Below are 20,659 nucleotides of genomic sequence, written 5' to 3'. Positions count from 1 at the left end.
TGCAAAAAAGGATTTTCATTGCAATCGAGGCTAAACCTCGGTCATTAATTTAAATTTGAGAAATATTCACAACTTTGTAATCCTGAAAAGATCTAAATATAATGTTTTTAATACTACGCTTAGATGCTTCCAGCATGACAAATTGTATACTGATGAAAATTTAAAACATTAAGAATATGCGCTCAAATCCAATTTCAAAATATCCCCCACTCTTTTGAATTCATCATCGATAGTTGCATTTACGATCATTTTTTCGTTAGAAATGGGATGATTAAAAATCAATTGATGTGCATGAAGTGTCATTTTGTTGATGCCGAATGTTTGAAGCCACAACTTATTTTGTTTGTTGCAACCATGTTTACGACAGCCTAAAATCGGATGTAAAATATGTTTAAAATGTTTTCTTAGTTGATGAAATCTTCCCGTTTGCGGAATCGCTTCTACCAAACAATATCTTGAAGTTTGATGCTTTAAAAAAGGTAAATCTATTTCCGAAGTCTGCAAACGACGATAATAAGTGATTGCATTTTGTTTAACTTCGTTTTCATTAATTAAATCATAATCAATTGTTTCTTCTTCTTTTGCCCAACCCCGAAGAATGGCGATGTACCTCTTTTTAACCATTTTTTCCTCAAATTGAGTACTCATCTTTCTCAGTGTTTCTTTATCTAAAGTGAACAGCAAAACGCCCGATGTTTTCCGGTCTAATCGATGCACCGGATACACTTTTTGCCCGATCTGCTTTCTCAGTTCCTGAATCGCATACGTATCGGCTTCTCCAGCATAAAAGGATTTGTGAACCAATAATCCGCTCGGTTTGTTGATGGCAATAAGATGTTCGTCGCGATAAAGAATCTCTAACATGGGGCAAAAGTAGAGATTTCAAACTTTTTAATATCTGTTTTAATCATAATATTTTTTAACGCAAAGGTCGCAAAGATTTTTTTGCCAGTAATTCTGCTAATTTTTAATTTCACAAAGGCGTTTCACTTAAAAGAGTTCACAAAGAATTTTCTGTTATTTTTAATTTTTCCTGACTGAGTTTTTTTGAATAGAAACCAAAAAATAGCGAGTAGTGAAACCCGGTTCTTAGCTTCTAATCTGCACGAATATAAAAACTTCCGTCTTCCATCTTCCCAACTTCCCGCTTTTTCACTATTTTTGCACTTCAGACGTTAAAAAAATTATGGCAAAGCAAGAAGATGTTTTCAAGAAAGTGATTTCTCACGCTAAAGAATATGGTTTTATTTTCCCTTCTAGTGAGATCTACGATGGTTTATCCGCTGTTTATGATTATGGACAAAACGGTGCCGAATTAAAAAATAATATCAAACAATATTGGTGGAAAGCGATGGTACAGCTTAACGAAAATATTGTCGGCATTGATTCAGCAATTTTGATGCACCCAACCACTTGGAAAGCATCGGGTCACGTAGACGCTTTCAACGATCCATTGATTGATAATAAAGATTCTAAAAAACGTTTCAGAGCAGACGTTTTGGTAGAAGATTACTGTGCTAAAATTGAAGATAAAGAGAACAAGGAAATCGAAAAAGCAGCAAAAAGATTCGGTGAGTCTTTCGATAAAGATCAGTTTGTTGCAACGAATCCAAAAGTTTTAGAATACAGAGCAAAAAGAGAAGCGATTCTTTCAAGATTGGCAAAATCTCTGGAAAATGAAGATCTTGCTGATGTAAAAGCTTTAATTGAAGAATTGGAAATTGCTGATCCGGATACTGGCTCTAAAAACTGGACGGAAGTAAGACAATTTAACCTGATGTTCGGAACAAAATTAGGTGCTTCTGCAGATTCTGCGATGGATCTTTATTTAAGACCGGAAACCGCTCAGGGTATTTTCGTTAACTTTTTAAATGTTCAGAAAACTTCCCGTCACAGACTTCCTTTTGGTATTGCACAGATCGGAAAAGCATTTAGAAATGAGATCGTTGCAAGACAGTTTATCTTCAGAATGCGTGAATTCGAACAAATGGAAATGCAATTCTTCGTTGCTCCGGGAACAGAACTGGAGTTCTACGAACAGTGGAAGCAAAAACGTCTAAACTGGCACTTGGCTTTAGGTTTAGGAAACGATAATTACAGATTCCACGATCATGAGAAATTGGCTCACTACGCTAATGCTGCGGCTGATATTGAATTCAACTTCCCATTCGGTTTCAAAGAATTGGAAGGTATTCACTCAAGAACAGATTTCGATTTGAAGGCGCACGAAGAATTCTCGGGAAGAAAACTTCAGTTTTTCGATCCGGAGAGAAACGAAAACTATGTTCCGTATGTTGTGGAAACTTCGGTAGGTCTAGACAGATTATTCCTTTCTATTTTTGCTCATTGTTTAAAAGATGAAACTTTGGAGGACGGATCAGAAAGAACGGTTTTATCTTTACCACCTGCTTTAGCGCCAATTAAGGCTGCAATTCTTCCATTAATGAAGAAAGATGGTTTAGCGGAATATGCAGAACAGATTTTCAATGATCTGAAATACGATTTTAATCTATTCTACGAAGAAAAAGATGCGATTGGAAAACGTTACAGAAGGCAGGATGCAATTGGTACTCCTTATTGTATCACCATCGATCACGATTCATTGACAGATCACACAGTGACGATCAGAGACAGAGACACGATGGAACAGGAAAGAGTTCCGGTTTCTGAACTAAGAAGAATCATCGATGAGAAAACGAATTTCAGAAATTTACTTTCTAAAATATAAGATAATGAAAGCCTTGAGAAATCAGGGCTTTTTCTTTTTCATACCATATTTATTATTTATGTCGCGGAAATTATTATTTTTGGCGAACTTTTACAACTCTAAATAATAACTATGAAGAAATTAATTATTTCGTCTTTGGCATTATTTGCCATAGCTAGCTGCAGCTCGTCTGATGACAATGCTTCTGAACAAAGCCAGCCTATTGATCCAACTACTATCGTTCCGACAAAATTTACCGAAATCACTCAGGATAACCAGACTTATGTTACGGAATTTAAATATGATGGAACAAAATTATTACAGACAAACGATGTTGGAACCAACGAAAAAACTGTATACACTTACAACGGCGATCTTATTGTAAAAACTGAAGATTTTGAAGGTACGAATATCGTCTACACAAGAGAATTTACGTACACCAACGGAAGAGTAACTACTGAAAAAATAACAAATAAGCATTCTGGGGGAACATTGGTTTATACGAAAAACTTTCAGTATCTGAGCGATAATCATGTGAAGTATAATGAATATTCTTCATCTACTTACAATCCTTCAACCGGGGCACATACAGATATAAAATCTACGATGTATGATGTTTATCTTTCCAATAACGGAAACCTGATTTCATCAACAGCTACATACGAAGGACAAACAAGAAATTATACTTATTCATATGATGGACAAAATAATCCTGCCAAGAATATTAAAGGCTTTTTAAAGATCAATCTCCTTTTATCTCCCGAAGGCGATACCGCAAACAATAATCTTGTAACAATGCACAGTACTTACAGCGGATCTACCAACGGGCAAACAAGTGCTTCATCTGTACATACATACAATAGCAACAACTTCCCTACAAAAACTGTCACAACGTATACCAGCTCGACATTTCCTACAAATGCTCATACGTATCTTACGGAATACAACAAGTAATCGAAACTTTTTTTAAAAATACAGCCTTGATCTTTTTCAGGGCTTTTTTTATTTTTAATTAAAATTCTAATCGAATTCATTATTTTTGAAATTCAAATTTAAACCATGAAAAAAATATTTCTATTGGCATTTGGCCTGGTTCAGACTTTTTACTTTTCTCAAACTCAGGATTTGGCGGCTTTGGCTACCGGAGAACATGTAGGTATGAATGCACTGTTTGATGAGCAGGATAATCTTTACGGCTATGTTTCTTTATATTCTTACGGTAAAACCGGAGATAAAACAAAAAAATTCGAATATGTAATTCTAGATAAAAACCTCAACCCGGTTGCCAATAAAGAATTTGAAGGCGACATTACTGCGGGTTCTTACAGAGGGTATGTTGATTTTAGAAAAAAGGTGATTCTACGCCCAAGTTCCATAGATTATTCAAAAGTTAAGACCAGCGAATTGTTCTCTCCCCGATCAATGGAAATCGATCTTTCTAATAATACGATTCAGCAAAAAACGTATTATGATTACGATAACGGAACTTTTAAAGTTATCAATGAGCCTAAAAACTGGAAGGAAAGCCGAAAAGAAAATAAAGAAGAAAAAAAAGCAAAAGGATTCAATTATTTTTCCGTGGTTTTCGAAATCAAGGAAGGTGGTTTTTTGGCACTGGAATTCAATGATTATGGCAAATACGTCAACAATAATTCTCTTATAAAATTCGACGAAAACAAAAACGAAGTTTGGAGATATAAATACAATACTAACGGAGATAAGAAAAACACGGAAGATCTCACCCTGCTGGAGAAAGACGACAAAAATATTTATTTCATCAGACAGAAAAAGAACAACGATGCAAAGGAATTTACCCTGCTTGTTCTGGATATGAAAACAGGTAAGGAAGTGACATCAAAACCAATTACGGGACTTTCAGATGATACGATTGACAATATTTCGTCGTTCTCTTCTACCACAAGAAGTTTGGATAATGATAAAGTTTTTGATGACAAAATAGTACTTGTAGGAAGAAACTACGAAGACAAACAAGGAGTTGGTTTTGCAAGACTTATTGTTGATAAAAATACATTTGAAGTTAATACTAAAAAGATCAATTACATTCCGGATTTATCTTCTTATATCCCTAAAATCAATGAATTAGGTTATGTAGAAAAAAGCTATCATCTGCAGCCGAGAGATCTTTTCTTTCTAAAGGACGGAAGTGTGGGTATTCTTCTTGAAAAATATAAAATCGACTTTAATTATGGTGTTCCTAAAACAACAGATTTAGTTTACATCTTTACGGATAAAGATTTTAAAGTAAAAGGAGCAAAAATATTTGCGAAAGAGAAATCGTTATTTACAGGAGATTATTTGTTTTCACAGTATATTAACGACGGAAACGATGTGGTTTTCTTCTACAGAGATCTCCAGAAAGATAAAGAAACAAAGGAAAAAAACTGGAAATTATTCATCAATACGCTTGTAAACGGAACATTTAAGCAGGAAGTTGTTCCTATTTCAGAAAAGGATTCTTATACCGTGATCCCTTATGTAGGAAAAGAAGGCTATATTCTGCTGAGAGAATTTAATGAAAAAGAAAAATATAATAAAATACGTCTCGAAAGACTTAATTACTAAATAAAAACAAAAATCCTAATCGCAATGATTAGGATTCTTTATTTTGATAAAAATCTGAAATATTTTTAATTTCCTCTAAGCTCAGATTCCACATAAAATTCAGAAACTGTTGGTAGCTTTCGCTTTGTTCCTTTGGTTCTATGCGGTCGAGATACCTATTTAGATTATAGTTTTTTCTTGCTTCATAAATTTTAGCAAAATATTTTCCCAGCCAGGTTTTATAATATTTTTCATCTTCACCGTCCTGTAAAAACTGTAACGAGACGTAAATTCCCAAACCAAAATCTTCCGAATGATAATAATTGGGCAAAATCTCCATTCTGGCAGCTTTTCTTAATGAAAGATAAGATTCGGAAGGTTTTAAAGATTCTGTTCCAGGATTAAGCTCAGGGAAAATTTTCTTTAGTTTTTCCAGTCTCTTAGCCATTTCCGGGTGAGAAGCCAGAGAATCTTTACTTAATTTTTCTTTATAAAAATTATAATTATACAGTGAAAAATCTTCTTTTTTAAGCCATTTATCCTTAAAAGCCTGTTGTGGCAGATTAAACATTTTTTTATAAGTTTCCACTTTCAATTCTCTTGGTGAAATGGTATCAAAGTCCTGAAGTCTCTTTAAAGCATTTATAAATTCAGTTTTCTTAAAATCTGCATTCTTAAAAATCACATATCCTAGAGAATCTGCCTCTATTTCTTGGCTTCTTTTCTCAACTCCCTTTTTATACATTCTGTTTTTAAGAATATTAAAAGCTGTTTCATTGGCGTTTTCACTCACAGATTTTAGCGTTTTTACTGTAGATTTATCCTGTTGATTATTTTCAGACAATGCCACAAGAAGTTTCAGAGTGTGCTGCTTTATTCTGTGTCCCAGTTCATGAGCAATCACGGCAGCAATTTGTTCTTCATTATCAAGCCAGCTGAAAAGTCCCATATTAATCACGAAAGTTCCGTCTAGAAGGCAAAATGCATTGGGCGTATTATCTTTAGCAATCAATATTTTCAAATCCTGAGGAATTTGCGGATTATTCTTTCTTAATCGTGCAATCAGGGATTTTACAGACACATCATAATCTGATCTTAAGATAAAATCTTTGTTGCTTATCTGCTTTTCAAAATCGGTTCCGAATTCTTTATAAAATTTAGCCAGATCAGAACCCGTCTTTCCAGAATATTGTGCTTTTACTTTTCTTATAAAAACTTCATTATTGAAATTAAAAGCTCGGATAAGTTCCTTTCTCTGCGGATAATCTGCTGTGTCGATAGGCTTAAGTATCTGTCCAAAAGAAACGGCAAAACAATAAAGAAATAAAAAGGATATTAGTTTTTTCATCATATTTTCCATCAATAATCACAAAAATAAATCATTTCGTTTCATATTTTCAAATTTATTTTAAATTTGTTTAAGATCAATTTATATGACTATTCTTATCTATTTCGTTGCTTTTGTTGTGTTTGCAGCATTTTTGGTTTATCTTTTCGGATACGCTTATCTGTTCAATGGAATATCAAAAACATACCTTCGCGGAAAGTCGAGCGCCAATATCGATGACGGAAAATATTTCACCAGTAATGTTATTTCAACGGAAAATCCTGTCCTTTGGGAAGAGTCTCCGGAATACAACCAAAAAGAGCTACCGAAAAATATCGTTGATGATTTAAAACAATCTAATACCGCTTCCTATATTGTTGTTAAAAATGGAAAACTAATTCACGAACAATACTGGAATGGCTACAATCAACTCTCACATACCAATTCTTTTTCTATGGCAAAAGCTGTCACAGTAATGCTTTTGGGGAAAGCTTTGGAAGAAGGAAAAATTAAAAATATTGACGACAAATTCTCTGATTATTTTGATGAATTTAAAGATAAACCGTTTGCGAAAAATTTAACTTTAAAAAATTTAGCCCAAATGGAATCTGGTTTAAATTGGGACGAAGATTACAAAAATCCATTTTTACCCAACGCCAAAGCTTATTATGGTAGAAGTCTTTTGAAAGCTACTTTTTCAAGAAAATTTAAAGAAAATCCGGGAGAAAGATTCGAATATCAAAGTGGTTCGACACAGCTTTTGGGTTTTGCAGTAAAAAAAGCGATCAATCAATCATTGGCAAGCTATTTATCCGAAAAATTCTGGACTCCGCTGGGAATGGAACAGAATGCGGAATGGAGCACAGACGAAAGCGGAATGGAAAAAACATATTGCTGCATTCACTCCAATTCGAGGGATTTTGCGAAATTGGGACAACTGTTTCTGGATGAAGGAAAAGTGGGAGACAAACAAATTTTAAATCTTGATTTTATCAATCAAATGCGAACTCCTACCAAAAATTCTGAAGAAATTTATGGAATGGGGTTTTGGATTAACAATGATAATCCGATTAAGCATTATTATTTTTTAGGGCTTCAAGGTCAATATATCATCATGATTCCTGAACACAAAATGGTGATTGTAAGAACGGGAAGCTATAATAATCTGCCTAAAAATGATAGAGGAAGACCCGATCAGGTGAAATTTTTGGTGAATGAAACGGTAAAATTTTTTGCTTAAAGATTTGTTCTGAATTGCTTGATTTACATAAATATTTCTCACACAGATTTCACGGATTTGCACTGATAATTGAGTATAATTTTTAAAATGTGTAAATAAAATACAACATAAAAAATCTGTGCAAATCCGTGATCTGTGGGAAGAAAAATAAAAAAAACTTATGGAAAAATACAACACAAAAGTTGATGAATACATTGAAAAATCTCAGGATTTTGCAAAACCTATATTAAATTATCTTCGTGAAATCGTTCATGAATTTTGTCCGGATGCGGAAGAAGCAATGAAATGGAGTTTTCCAAATTTCATTTATAAAGGGAAGATTCTCTGTTCAATGGCTTCATTCAAGCAACATTGTACTTTCGGATTTTGGCTTGAAAAGGAAATGAAAACAATGCAGGAAATCACGAAAGATATTGAGAAAAACTCAATGTTCAGTTTAGGGAAAATTACCAGTGTTGAAGATCTTCCGGCAAAAATCCAGCTTAAAAATGCAATTAAAGAAGCAATAGAACTTACCGACATGGGAGTTACCTTAAAAAAATCAGCATCATCCAAAACCGAAATCGAAGTTCCCGATTATTTTAAAGAAGCTTTAAATCAAAACAAAAAAGCATTTGAATTTTTTGAAAAAGAATCGCCATCATTTCGAAAAGAATATATTAATTGGATCATTGATGCCAAAACGGAAACGACTAGAAATAAAAGAATGGCACAAGCCATCGAATGGATCTCCGAGGGAAAAGGCAGAAACTGGAAATATGAGAAGAAGAAGTAAGTTTTGAGTGATAAATAATGAGTTGTAAACTTCGAATTGCAATAAATTTTACTTTAAACTAAAACTTTAGTGGAATCGGAAATTAGCTTCTGTTAATGTATTATTTTTCAGGAAAGCTTCATATTCCGGGGATAATTGTTTTCTGCCGAAAGTATTTTCTCCGCTCATGCTTCCTAGACGGACTTTATCTTTCCCGTATTTTTTGTTCATCGCATCCATAGCTTTCATAACGGGCAAATGGAGATTCTGAATATCTTCCTCAAAAAGATTAATCAATCGCTGATCTTCAGGTACAAAATCGTTTACGATAACACCTGCTTTTTTATAATGAAACCCTTCTTTAAAAATAGCTTCAAACAGTTCGTTCACTACTCTACCAATCAAAATTGACGAGTTAGTAGGATTTGGAAGAATCTGAGTCATGGCATTTCGATATTCCGGCAAATCATTTCGGAATCGATTGGTTTGCACAAAAACTGTGACCATTTTACAACAGGTATTTTGTTTTCTCAGACGTTCAGAACAGTACATTCCAAAGGTTTCCACACGTTCACGAACATCCTCTTTTTTGGTCAGCATTTCCATGAAGCTTCGGGTTACGGCAATTGATTTTTTCGGAGACGGAGTGTCTAATTCCAATTGACGGATTCCTTTCAATTCATTAATCATTCTCACACCGTGAATTCCCATGATTTTGCGAACCCACATTTCAGGTTTTTGCAATAAATCCCAGGCTTTGTGAACGCCATTGTCGTGCATTTTTACGGCAAGTCGGCGACCGATTCCCCAAACATCGCCTATATTTAGCCATTTTAAAGCTTTTTCGATTTTTTCAGGGGTATCTAAAATATAAACTCCATCAAATTGATCAGGAAAATCCTTAACAATTCGATTGGCAACTTTGCACAAAGTTTTAGTGGGCGCAACACCGATGCTAACAGGAATATTAGCTTTTTCTTTTATTTTATTTTTAATCTCAAGACAATAATCGTCAATACTGACATATTTAAAGCCTGTAAGATTTAAAAATAATTCGTCGATACTGTAAACTTCATGCTCAACGACATACGATTTAGCAATATTAATGACCTGCTGACTTTTAAAATTATATAACTCAAATTTTGCAGAAAAAGATTTCACATCATGTTTTTTAAAAAGTTCCTTATACTTGAAAGCCGGTGCAGCCATAGGAATACCCAGATCTTTCGCTTCCTTACTTCGAGATACAACGCAACCATCGTTGTTGGAAAGTACCACAACGGGTTTATTTTCTAGTTCCGGATTGAGCGTTCGCTCGCAGGAATTATCGAAAGCTTTTGATAAGGCAGCTTATCAAAAGTTGGATATTATCAAAAGTAAAAAACACAATTAATTGAAAACAAGCAACATAAAACTTAGATTTATTCCTGAACTTTTGATAAAAATTTACTAAATGACAAGAAATCTTATTGGTATTTATCAGATAATGATCTACCAATTAATTGAATATCTTACAATTATTTAATGCTTTATCACGTTTATTTTTTACCACTTTAATTAAAAACGCATCAATTAGAACTTCAATTTTTACCTGTTGGAAAAATAAATATAGGATAGTAAATTCAAAAATTAAGTATATTTGGGTATATATTGTTCTAAATTAATGAAAAAAATATTTTTATTTCTTACAGTAATTTTTTTTTAAATTTCATTCAACAGCAAATTCAATTAATTCCATGGAATAGTAAAAGACCATTGAGGTATGAAGATTTTAAACTTGCGCAAAAAGATACCATCAAAATTGCAACTACAAATAAATTTAAAGGGGCAGAAAGTAGCTTCAAATTTAATTTTAAAACCTCACAATTTAGCGATGCTATTGCTCCTACTATACACGTTCTAGTGTATTTTAATCCTGATAATTCTTGGATGTTACTAAAGGACCCAACTACATTAGAACATGAACAAATACATTTTAATATTGCGGAATTATATGCTAGAAAAATGCGAAAGTCCATTGATAGTTTAAATAATCTACAAGTTAATAATTTACAGATATACACTGAAATAATTGAAATTTGGAATAAAAGATATGAAAATTTTGACACTAAATTTGATCAGGAAATAGATGATAAAATATATTACACTGGTGGAAAATATTTGCACTTGGATAATAAGAAACAAAAAATCTGGAAATTAAAAATAGATAGGGAATTAAAATCTCTTGATAATTTTAATCAAAATACAAAATAAAACCAACCTAAATAGGTTGGTTTTATTTTATTTTTTTAACTCAAAATTCGTACTTAGTTCTTTATCTCTTCCTTTTTTTATTAATATTCTTCGTGGTTCTATTCCCCTTTTCATTAAAAGTTTTCTGATTGCTCCTGCTCTTCCGAGCTTGAGGCTTCCAACAGTTCCATCTACACCATCAACCATGATGTCCATATCGTCGTCTTGAGTATATGAACTATTCCCACTAATAATTAATTTTAAATCGGCATGTTCGAGTAAAGTACTAATTAAATCATCTAGTATTTTTTCCGTTAATGCTTTATCATAAAAAGATGTTGAATTTTGTTTAAATTCAATATTTCGACTAAATTTTACATTTGTAGGTAACGCTCTGGTAGGTTTTCTATCAAATTCAGTTGATCTAGCTGAAATTGGAGAATTAATAGTCGGTACCACATTTTCAAAATTCGGTAGCAAAATACCTTTAGGACGAGAAGCAATTGAAGCCATAGAAGGTAAAGAGTTACCATTAAGTCGAGGTGTCCCTGACGACCTATTACTTCCTCTACTGCTCGAATTACCGCTTGAAGGAAAATCTTCTCTTCTAAAAGCATCCCCAATAGATTCTCCGCCAAAACCATTATTACAACCACATTCATTATTAAATAAATTTTTTATAGCATGTCCTAACCTTTGAAATAAATTACCAATAACATTTAAAATACCTAGCCCATACTCATCAGAATACAAGACCGGATTATTATTAGCATATGAATAAGAACTTTGCCACATATCAAATACTTGCATTGGATCTTGTGTACCAAATCTCCCAATATCAGGCATATAAAATCTTGCCCCAAAATCATATGTCTTATCTTCTTGCGCTTCTTTACTGGCAAGACTGAACTTATAATTAGAATTTCCAAAACTTCCATTATTATATCCGCTATGCTTCAATCCAAAAGGATAGAAAGTACTATTTTCAAGAATTTTTAATGTATTATCAGATTCTTTCTGATAGCTTAAACGAATGTTGTTCAAATTATCCTTATAATGATAGACATAATTAAATACATTGCCATTACTAACATTTATATATCCCTGATCTGTTGCTAAGAATTGCAGAACATTATCTTTATACTGAAACCCATCTAAATACAAAGTTTCTGTAACAATAGCTCCATCAATAAATTTCTTTCTAATTTTCTTACCTTGTGAATTATAAGAATATATAATTCTCTTGTTATTATTCCATATAACTTCAGTTGGTAGGTTTAGATAGTTATAGTTAATCTTTGTTATTCCTTTATTAAGATCCTTACTTAGGTTTCCGTCATCATATCCAAAATCATCATCCAAATTAGTTCCATCAGAAAACCCAGATGACTGATTACTGTCATCAATAACTTTCAATAATTTATTTGAATTATCTTTATAAATGTATGTCAGATCATCTATCAAGTTCGCATTTTTTATTTCAAAGTCTCCGGTTCTTATAAAACCTGTAATATTACCATTCTTATCGTAACCTTTTACTTGTTCCGCATAGGCATTAACAATTCCATAAGCAAGATTATAAGAAACAGCATCTCGTAAGCGATTTACTTTATCATATGAATAAGCATAACCTCTTGGAATCTCATCTGTCGACGATTTCCAAATCGACGAAGATATATTCCCATCATATTTATTTTCTCCTAAAAAAGAATTGTTATAATCCAATCGATATGAGAAAAGATCCCCATAAACTCCGGATGGTGAATCATCAACGTTATTAACATTCGTTAGCCAACCTCTGATATTATAATTATAATTTACTGTTTGTAGGGGTGATGATGGTAAGTTATTGCCAACCCAATCTTCTGATAATCTACCTAATCCATCATATTTTTTTCTTACCAAATATTCCTTGGCTTCATTATTAATCTGATGGGTATGCTGTGCTAATCGATCATAGTAGTCATAACTTAATTCCTCGTTTGTAACAATCTCAGTATCTGTTACGGTTTTTTTGTGTCTTATTATTTCATTCAATAATTTACCACTAAAACTAAATTTCTTATCAGAAACGGTATATCCTCCCAAAGTATTCACAATATATTCACGAACAGGAAGAAAATTCTTCTTATCATATAGTAAATGTTTATACTCAAATTTATTTGTTCCCAGTTCTCGAGAGACTGTTTGTGTTAATAAACCATTTAACAGATTCCCAGAAGCGGTTTCTTGTTGCAAAATAGTTGAAGGAATTCCTTCCGGTACAGTCATCGGATAGTTATCATAATAATTTATTGTAATTACTGAGCCGTCTGCTCCAAATCCATTATTTGTATAATAAATTATAATATTATCTTGATTGTATCCTGTATCTGACCTCTGAATATTATTAGCCCCCATATTAGCGGAAACATTAGATTGTATTTCTGCTCTTAATCCATTAACCACAACTAAGCCACTAATAGCCACTCTGTCGAACTTATCATATTTTGTAAAGAGCCATTGGTTATCTAGACGCATTACTGCATTTTGAAGCCCTACAACTCTGTCTTGATTATCATATACTATATATTCCCAATCTTTACCAGGCATTTTTTTCTCTACTAATCTATTCTTGCTATCATATTTGTATTGATAAGCTAATTCGAATAAACTATCATTTAACAAAGCCTGATTACCCGCAAGATCAGACAATTTTGGAGATAAAACAAATGCTAAATTCCCGAATATGTCATAAACATAATAAGTATCTACATTCCCATCTTCCGAAACCTTTCTTTGAAGAATCGTTTTTCCTTCTTTATCTTTAAACTCAATAGTTACATTATCATCTTCATCGGATATTGAAGTCTTATACAATACATTTGCATCATAGAAGAATTTACCATCATAGTTGTTAGTTAGTGAAACATCATAAATTTGAAAAGTAGCATTAAATTGAGTAGCGGCTTTGAACATCCTTACCTCATTTGCTAAATTAGTGTCATAAACAAAATTCGTTTCATGACCACTTCCCATTTTCCAATCATCACCAGGTTCTGCTTTTGAAATAGTTCTCCCCAATGGAGAAGATTCTAATTTTATCTCATCAAAGGTGGAAATTTCTGGATACAGACTATAATCTATACTTGAAGGAAAATTTAATCCTGTACTTACAATTCCTGGTAAATAGTTTTTTTTCTTCCGTCCGAAAGCATCTAATTCATTTTTCCCTGCTAAACTTTGACCTGCATTATTTCCTCCACCAATAAATATAGATGCTTTTGGGTTACCTAAAGCGTCAAAATAAATTATACTTTCTTTTTTTTGGCTGCAATCTACAGTGATACATTTAGTCGACTTTGTATAGTTTTCAGTATCAGTCTGAGCTGAAAAATTAATACTGATCAGTGAAATTAAAGTATATGTGAATATTTTAAAAATATTTTTCATTTTGTTTAAGTTTTAATTTTTATAGTTGTACTTAAAACTTTCAAGTAATTCATTATTATTATTGAAGATGTTAATTAGACGGTTAGCCTTATCATATTCATAGGATTTCACGGCTCCATTTTGTTCAATAACATTGGTGACACCAGCAAAATAATCATAAGTAAAACCTGTAATTCTAAATTGTTTTAGATTTGAATTATTTATAATTGACTTTAACTCTTGCATTAACATTATTTTATACTGAATAATATTTCCTCCCATTGCAATATTGTCTGTAATGGCAATTGCATTTCCTATGTAATTTTGAACATTATTGTAAGATGCACCTTCAAATTTTAAAATTGGATGTACCTTATTGTACCCCCAAACAATTGTTATAGGCAACCCATACTCTCCTTCTCTATATTGTAAGATATTACCTTTTGTATCATATAAATCTATATAAGTTTTATCTCTTAAGACATTGTTGTTATCATAGTAACGAATCTCTTTAGGAAGCACTAAATTATTTGTGGAAGCATCTTTGCCATAAATTATTTCGTGTTTATAAGCTAACTGATTACCTTTTTTTACTTCTTGAACGGTTGGAATTTTGATTATGTTATTATCTATCAATAACTGATTACTTTGGTCAATTGCGTACTTATATTCCGTAGAAGTTTCACCAGTATTCGTTTCTTCTTTTAACGACATCAAATTATTTGGATAATTCTGACCATAAGTATAAGTTTTCTTTTTTGAAACACTTCTGTTATTATCAAAATAATCTATCTCATTCTCTTCATTTACCAAATATTTATAATTATATCCTTTAAAAAACCCCCCTAACAGAAATGTATTAAGTTGAGTCCATGGATCAGGTCTGTCATCTGGTGTTCTAAATATTGAAAGTTGCTTAGTGAAATTTTCGCCAATCTTGGTATACTTATAATTGTACTCTTTTAAAAGCTTACCTGTATTATCATATATTTTCCTGTCAATAAGTTTTCCTCTTTGACTTTCATTTGAACTGATCGGATTATAATAAGTATCATTTACCCTACCTAAAGATTGATGATTTAAACTCGAATATGGATGGTATTCAGTATTAAGAATACCCATTCCACCCTCATCCATATGGGTTTGTGCCCACCTATCAATATCATAATTAGTAAACGAATATTCTGTGTAACCTATATTTTCTCCGTTTAAGTTTTCTTCAACTTCATAAACTTTAGAATATAAGACATAATTCCCATAAGTATTTGACGAATGATGTAACCCATTAGATGTAAATATGCTCATAGGCTGATTATAAAATTCAGGTTTTGTTACATTTGTCATTTTTAGATCTTCATAATATCTAGGCATGGATGAAAGAATACCTGAGCTAAGATAGTTTGGATATGTTGGACCGTAGAATTTCTGATATTTAAGCGTTTTTCTTTTAACAAACTGATTTTTATCATAATATGAAATAGACTTAATCCTAAACCCTCCCGGATTAAAAGGTACAATAGGAGAATTTGGATGTATTCCAGCCCCAATGGCAATTGTATGCGATACAGAATGTGGTTCATACTCATATCTAGTTATTTCTCCCGTTGGATATTGAATAGCTGTAAGTAGTTCCGCATATAAGAAGTTACCCGTTAAATCTGGATTTCTTGAGCTAGCATATTCATTTGCTGATGTCTCAAGAGGCTTATTTGGTAATAAAAAATCATTTGTAAAAACAAAATTATAATTTTGACCGTTGTTATAACCTAAATGATCTCCATGTCCAGAAAAATAATCCGGAAATAGATTGTTATTATATGATAAAACATAATTTTCATCTTTTGCAAGGACATTCTGTAATGCCGAATTATATTTCTTTGTGATCCCAAGCAATTTTAATCTTTCGTTTGGATTGTTCGTGTAATTGAAAACATAATCGATTTTCAGTGGATTAATAGTAATCTTGTCTAATTGATTCCATTTAATATCATCATAAGAATTAATCAAAAACCATTGACTCCATTGATAGTTCCTCATACTAATCATATCTGAAGTTATATTTCCATAACCACTTGGATAGTTTGGTATAACAGTTTCTGCATATTTTTTCTCATTCGAGTTCTTATAGAAAAAAGAAGCAATGGAAATGTTATCCTTTTTAATTCCAGAAATGAATGTTGGATAAAGTACAGTCACATTATCAAACCATGGAATTTTATTTCGATAATATTTGCTAAGATATTCAAATACAACATTAATTTTAACTTGTGGATCTAGCCTTTGATAGCTAAAACTAATAGTACTTCCGTTTGAGCGTTTTATTTGTGTCAAATTCCATTTTGAAGATGATAAAGGCAGCATATTGGTAAAAGGTACTGGACCTCTAGCTGTATAATCAATAGCATTTTCATCTCCACCAAAAGTAAAAATCGTTCCATCTGGAGCAATCAATCTAAATTTTGTTATAGTTGTGTATTGTCCGAGTGTTGATTGGAACATAGAAGGAAAATCACTAAATTTCTCGACAACATATTCAACCTTAAAATCAGTATCAGATTTTATTTGAAATGCTCCCGTCTCATCCATCATAAAGCTTCCACTGTAATTAAGAAAATTAAAATGAAATACATCCGGAGATTCCCAGTTCTCATTAACACCTAAAGTATAAGCGGCATATTCAGTTCCCCAAGATCCCATTCCATTATACATAGTAGATCTTCGAAAAAAGTATCCCATTTTATAGATTGTGCCACTTAGCTCAAAACTAGCTTCATCTGCAAAAAGTTTCTGTTCCCTTACAATTGATCCACCGGCAATAAGATTCCATCCTAATCCTACTTCTGACGGATGTTCGTTTGGTTTAACAGATGATGCACTGTAAGATAAGGAAAGAGGGAGATTTTCATCAATATCATACAAAGGTATATTTAATGATAGATTTCCAAATGGGTAATTAATTAATGAGCTTCCTTTTGGATTAATAAAGCCTGATGTATTTGTATTGTTAATATCAGTATTATTCCACGGCATGTTTACGTATGAACTAAATTGAGAATAGCCGTTGAAAAAAAAGAAAAGATTAAAAATTACTATATAAAGTCTAAGTTTCATAATTATTTTTTAAATATTTTAATAGAATACTGAAGGTCGTCAACTTGTAAAGTGATAAGATAAATACCTGTAGTATAGTTTTTCAAATCAACTGGTGTAGTGCGTTGAGTAATATAAAATTCCTTTATTAGTTGACCAGCCATATTAAATACTTTTCCAGAAGCTTTTTTAAAATCTTGGTTAATAACAATATTTACAAAATCGGATGTAGGATTAGGATAAGCTTCTATTGAGACTCTTGGCTCACTCTTTATATCTTTTCCTAATTTCACTATCCAGAAATCCTGTTGTCCAAAAACTTTTGTTGCTTTTTCTCCTGAATTTTCAGTGTTAGAATTACCAATTAAAACAATGGACCCATCTCTGGTTTCAATTGCTTTTTGTAAATAATTGAATCCGGGATTTGTTGTAATTTCTTTTTTCCATTTAGTATTGGAATCTTTATCAATAATTTCTGTTTGATAATTTGAAACAGATATTGTGTTTAATTTATCGTCTTTTTTTAAATTGATTGTGCTTCCAGCCAATAGATATTCCTTATTCCTTGTGAGAATTAAGCTATTATAAGATTGATCCTTACTAACCTTTTTTATTGTAGTACTAAGTAAATCTGCATCTTGACTTAGTTGATTAATTACAAGTTCTTTTTTTGTTTTGCTCTCACTATTAATTAATAGATGAATAGTTTTATCACTTTTATCCACATATATAGAGCTCAGAAGATCAAATGCATCATCTCCAAAACGTACAGATTTTTCTACTATCCCTGACTTATTAAGAATTATTACTTCAGTATCGAAATTCTTAGATTTTGTTCCTTCTTTAGGAGAATTTGTATTCCCAAAGATCATATATCCTTTATCAGTTTCAATCACAGATTTTAACTCGTCTGTTTTTGAGCCTCCAAGTGTTTTTTCCCAAACAATATCTCCTGAGGCATCAAGTTTAATAATCCAGTAATCTTTTCCTCCTAAACCTAAAGTTGCTTTATTACCTGATTTTTTTGAATCTGAATTTCCTGCTACTAGATAACCGCCATCTAATGTTTGCATTATCGAGACTGCTTCATCATTTCCTTCTCCTCCAAAAGTTTTCTGCCACATAATTTGACCAGTAGCATTTAATTTTAAAATCCAATAATCTGCAAGACCATAATTTTTAATTGTTTTATCTCCAGATAAAGACGAATGAGAAAAACCTGCTAGAATGTATCCACCATCTTTTGTAAGAGCTGCAGTTGTTAAAAAATCGTTTTTGTCACCTCCAAATTTTTTGTTCCATTCCTCAGTTCCATTTTCCGAAATTTTCCATAGAAAGTAATCAAGATCCGTATTCGATTTTAATTTTTCATCTTGATATTCTGACGCGGAGCTTCCTAGCAATAAAAAGCCATAATCAGGTGTTGGTATCGCATTATACAGATACTCAGATTTTTTTCCTCCGATACTTTTCTGCCACACAATATCTTTATAAGAATAATCCTGTGCATGCAAAAAGTTTATAAGAGGAAAAAGAAATAAAATTCCTTTTTTCATATATTAACTTTAAAGTTTTCATGAGTTAAAATATCTTAAGTATTTATCTGGGAATGCACAGGGAAGGGCAGAGAACATCGAAGAAGAAAAAAATATTCTTATTTATTTTGTTTTTCAGGTTATCCAGTTGACCACAGCTTCAGACCGCGAAAGCATTGCCACAACAAAAAGGCAGGTATCCTGGCTTGTAACAGTTTTTATCCCCCTTCCCATATACATAGTATACAGTGGACATTAATGAAAAAAACTTTAAATGTTACTTACAGTTGCGCGACAGCTCGTGATTTTCACACGATTCCCTATTAATTCACTTACGTAAAACCTAAATTGTTTGATAAATATTATAAAGAGCTATTTTTCTGCCGCGAATATAGGAAATTTATAGTTTTCACGTATAATAGAAATACGACGAATGGTACTTATTTTAGAAAATTAATAAATTTTTTTTAATATGCGTAAATTTCTATTTAACAATATTTTGCCAGAAAAAGTGAGTAATTTATCAAAAATATGCAATGCATTAAATACTGCCTAATGATATTTTTTAAAACTTTGTCGTTCTTTTCTAAATTTCTCTTCGCCCCATGTCGCTAAGATTTTTTGCAAGATTTGTAATCCTTCATTCAAATCTAAGTAATCGCTTAATAATATTAAAAGTTCATTTAATTTATCCAAAGAGATTTTTTTCCGATTTTTATTTTCAAATAGATATTGTGCTCCTCTTTTTGATAAAATAAAATCATTTAAATATGAATGCCCAACTTTAATAGGAAATATACCAAGATTACCGTTTAAAGTAAGATACGTAAATTTTATAAGTTTATTAAAACTTGTCTTGTTATCAATTGATTTATATAATGCGTGAAAAACTTTCGATGGCTCGGAATTATATGTTTTAGCATTTTCTAAAAGACACTCGTGATTCTTTGATTCTTTTACCCACTTAATATATTCGTGTATATCTTTACACATAACGGTTATTTTAGAATTGTCAAAATGACTATATTTATGATATTCGCCAAAACCTGCTCTATCTTTAATTTTCAGCAAATTTTCAACAAGCCAATTTTCAAATATTTCAAAATTATTATTTATATTTTTCCAATTCCATAAATCTGTGTCAGATTTATAATAAACTTTCTTAAGTAAATTCCATTCATATTTTGGATGTTTTCCAATGTAACTATACAAAAATAATAACCAGCAAGCCTCGTCTAATTCTCCTTCTTGAAAATAATTGATTGCCAACTCTATTGGATCAAAAACTTCTAAAAAGTTTTTTTTCAAAACTTTCATTCTTTAATTGTGATATCCTTCTAATTTCTTTTATTTCACTACTAATCAGATAAACAAGATATTTACGATTATCAACATTATCAAGTATGTTAATCGGATGTATATTTTGATGAAATGATAATAATTTATCTTGTATACCTTTTTCAATAATTAAATAATCTTCTTTCTTTTCCATATTCTCTACCTAACTTTATCTTTATTTGCTCTATTAGCTTCCGTCTTTTGAAGGGATCGTGATAGACAAAATGAAAACTGCTTTTGCTTATTCATTTTTTTAATCTTATGAAATTATTTGTGCTAATTCTATTGCAAGAATAAAATATTTACCTTGGTGAAAAATAGTGCTAATCTCTTTAAAACGCAGTAAGCAAAATATTATCCGGACATTTTTAGTTTGCCATATTTGCTGATAATATTTTATCGTGAATACTACAATGACAAATTAAATCATTTATTTGTGAATTTTTGTCCGCCTTTTATTTTA

14 protein-coding genes and 1 riboswitch are annotated in these 20,659 nt (G+C 31.7%); of the genes, 6 read left to right on the top strand and 8 right to left on the bottom strand.

The window, feature by feature from the left end:
- Positions 1–168 precede the first annotated feature (168 nt).
- On the bottom strand, positions 169–864 hold the full coding sequence (locus ACKX2A_RS12755) for a pseudouridine synthase (RefSeq protein ID WP_415325138.1): 696 nt from the start codon (positions 862–864) through the stop codon (positions 169–171).
- 322 nt (positions 865–1,186) lie between these two features.
- Between ACKX2A_RS12755 and ACKX2A_RS12750 the strand changes: the two genes are divergently transcribed.
- From ACKX2A_RS12750 to ACKX2A_RS12740, 3 genes are all read left to right on the top strand, one after another.
- Entirely contained in the window at positions 1,187–2,728 is a 1,542-nt protein-coding gene (locus ACKX2A_RS12750) for a glycine--tRNA ligase (RefSeq protein WP_415325137.1), read from the top strand.
- Between the two features lie 111 nt (positions 2,729–2,839).
- Positions 2,840–3,661, top strand: a complete 822-nt coding sequence (locus ACKX2A_RS12745; protein ID WP_415325136.1) for a hypothetical protein — start codon at positions 2,840–2,842, stop codon at positions 3,659–3,661.
- Positions 3,662–3,766: 105 nt separating this feature from the next.
- Complete coding sequence (locus ACKX2A_RS12740) at positions 3,767–5,290, top strand: hypothetical protein (protein WP_415325135.1); 1,524 nt, start codon at positions 3,767–3,769, stop codon at positions 5,288–5,290.
- Positions 5,291–5,318: 28 nt separating this feature from the next.
- Here the strand turns inward: ACKX2A_RS12740 and ACKX2A_RS12735 are convergent, their stop codons facing one another.
- Positions 5,319–6,620, bottom strand: coding sequence for a M48 family metallopeptidase (locus ACKX2A_RS12735; protein ID WP_415325133.1), 1,302 nt, complete (start codon positions 6,618–6,620; stop codon positions 5,319–5,321).
- Between the two features lie 82 nt (positions 6,621–6,702).
- Here ACKX2A_RS12735 and ACKX2A_RS12730 point away from each other — a divergent pair, with 82 nt between their 5' ends.
- Positions 6,703–7,836, top strand: coding sequence for a serine hydrolase domain-containing protein (locus tag ACKX2A_RS12730; RefSeq protein WP_415325132.1), 1,134 nt, complete (start codon positions 6,703–6,705; stop codon positions 7,834–7,836).
- 160 nt (positions 7,837–7,996) lie between these two features.
- The gene (locus ACKX2A_RS12725; RefSeq protein WP_415325130.1) at positions 7,997–8,611 is read left to right on the top strand and encodes a YdeI/OmpD-associated family protein; all 615 of its coding nucleotides are present in this window, start codon (positions 7,997–7,999) and stop codon (positions 8,609–8,611) included.
- Positions 8,612–8,677: 66 nt separating this feature from the next.
- Here ACKX2A_RS12725 and ACKX2A_RS12720 read toward each other — a convergent pair whose 3' ends face one another.
- On the bottom strand, positions 8,678–9,868 hold the full coding sequence (locus tag ACKX2A_RS12720; RefSeq protein ID WP_415325128.1) for a DUF4113 domain-containing protein: 1,191 nt from the start codon (positions 9,866–9,868) through the stop codon (positions 8,678–8,680).
- Between the two features lie 477 nt (positions 9,869–10,345).
- Between ACKX2A_RS12720 and ACKX2A_RS12715 the strand changes: the two genes are divergently transcribed.
- Positions 10,346–10,843: a hypothetical protein gene (locus tag ACKX2A_RS12715; RefSeq protein WP_415325126.1), complete on the top strand. Its 498-nt coding sequence runs from the start codon at positions 10,346–10,348 to the stop codon at positions 10,841–10,843.
- A 27-nt stretch (positions 10,844–10,870) separates the two neighbouring features.
- Here ACKX2A_RS12715 and ACKX2A_RS12710 read toward each other — a convergent pair whose 3' ends face one another.
- The 5 genes from ACKX2A_RS12710 to ACKX2A_RS12690 all read right to left on the bottom strand — a co-directional run bounded on the left by ACKX2A_RS12710 (position 10,871) and on the right by ACKX2A_RS12690 (position 20,350).
- Positions 10,871–14,254, bottom strand: a complete 3,384-nt coding sequence (locus tag ACKX2A_RS12710; RefSeq protein ID WP_415325124.1) for a DUF6443 domain-containing protein — start codon at positions 14,252–14,254, stop codon at positions 10,871–10,873.
- A 12-nt stretch (positions 14,255–14,266) separates the two neighbouring features.
- On the bottom strand, positions 14,267–17,344 hold the full coding sequence (locus ACKX2A_RS12705; RefSeq protein ID WP_415325123.1) for a hypothetical protein: 3,078 nt from the start codon (positions 17,342–17,344) through the stop codon (positions 14,267–14,269).
- Positions 17,345–17,346: 2 nt separating this feature from the next.
- Entirely contained in the window at positions 17,347–18,879 is a 1,533-nt protein-coding gene (locus ACKX2A_RS12700; RefSeq protein WP_415325121.1) for a T9SS type A sorting domain-containing protein, read from the bottom strand.
- A gap of 152 nt (positions 18,880–19,031) precedes the next feature.
- Positions 19,032–19,220: riboswitch (cobalamin riboswitch) on the bottom strand.
- A gap of 190 nt (positions 19,221–19,410) precedes the next feature.
- On the bottom strand, positions 19,411–20,175 hold the full coding sequence (locus ACKX2A_RS12695; protein ID WP_415325120.1) for a hypothetical protein: 765 nt from the start codon (positions 20,173–20,175) through the stop codon (positions 19,411–19,413).
- On the bottom strand, positions 20,138–20,350 hold the full coding sequence (locus tag ACKX2A_RS12690) for a hypothetical protein (RefSeq protein WP_415325118.1): 213 nt from the start codon (positions 20,348–20,350) through the stop codon (positions 20,138–20,140). The genes ACKX2A_RS12695 and ACKX2A_RS12690 overlap by 38 nt, the downstream gene beginning before the upstream one ends.
- Positions 20,351–20,659 lie beyond the last annotated feature (309 nt).

The organism is Chryseobacterium sp. MMS23-Vi53 (assembly GCF_047651245.1).
Lineage (GTDB): Bacteria > Bacteroidota > Bacteroidia > Flavobacteriales > Weeksellaceae > Chryseobacterium.
The sequence above is the reverse complement of the archived record's forward strand: the minus strand, read 5'-3'. Positions and strand labels throughout refer to the sequence as shown.

Excerpts from the sequence above, each read along its gene's own strand:
- ACKX2A_RS12750 (WP_415325137.1), top strand. The coding sequence starts at position 1,187 with ATGGCAAAGCAAGAAGATGTTTTCAAGAAAGTGATTTCTCACGCTAAA.
- ACKX2A_RS12755 (WP_415325138.1), bottom strand. The coding sequence starts at position 864 with ATGTTAGAGATTCTTTATCGCGACGAACATCTTATTGCCATCAACAAA.
- ACKX2A_RS12745 (WP_415325136.1), top strand. The coding sequence starts at position 2,840 with ATGAAGAAATTAATTATTTCGTCTTTGGCATTATTTGCCATAGCTAGC.
- ACKX2A_RS12730 (WP_415325132.1), top strand. The coding sequence starts at position 6,703 with ATGACTATTCTTATCTATTTCGTTGCTTTTGTTGTGTTTGCAGCATTT.
- ACKX2A_RS12710 (WP_415325124.1), bottom strand. The coding sequence starts at position 14,254 with ATGAAAAATATTTTTAAAATATTCACATATACTTTAATTTCACTGATC.
- ACKX2A_RS12725 (WP_415325130.1), top strand. The coding sequence starts at position 7,997 with ATGGAAAAATACAACACAAAAGTTGATGAATACATTGAAAAATCTCAG.
- ACKX2A_RS12705 (WP_415325123.1), bottom strand. The coding sequence starts at position 17,344 with ATGAAACTTAGACTTTATATAGTAATTTTTAATCTTTTCTTTTTTTTC.
- ACKX2A_RS12695 (WP_415325120.1), bottom strand. The coding sequence starts at position 20,175 with ATGAAAGTTTTGAAAAAAAACTTTTTAGAAGTTTTTGATCCAATAGAG.
- ACKX2A_RS12735 (WP_415325133.1), bottom strand. The coding sequence starts at position 6,620 with ATGATGAAAAAACTAATATCCTTTTTATTTCTTTATTGTTTTGCCGTT.
- ACKX2A_RS12700 (WP_415325121.1), bottom strand. The coding sequence starts at position 18,879 with ATGAAAAAAGGAATTTTATTTCTTTTTCCTCTTATAAACTTTTTGCAT.
- ACKX2A_RS12690 (WP_415325118.1), bottom strand. The coding sequence starts at position 20,350 with ATGGAAAAGAAAGAAGATTATTTAATTATTGAAAAAGGTATACAAGAT.
- ACKX2A_RS12740 (WP_415325135.1), top strand. The coding sequence starts at position 3,767 with ATGAAAAAAATATTTCTATTGGCATTTGGCCTGGTTCAGACTTTTTAC.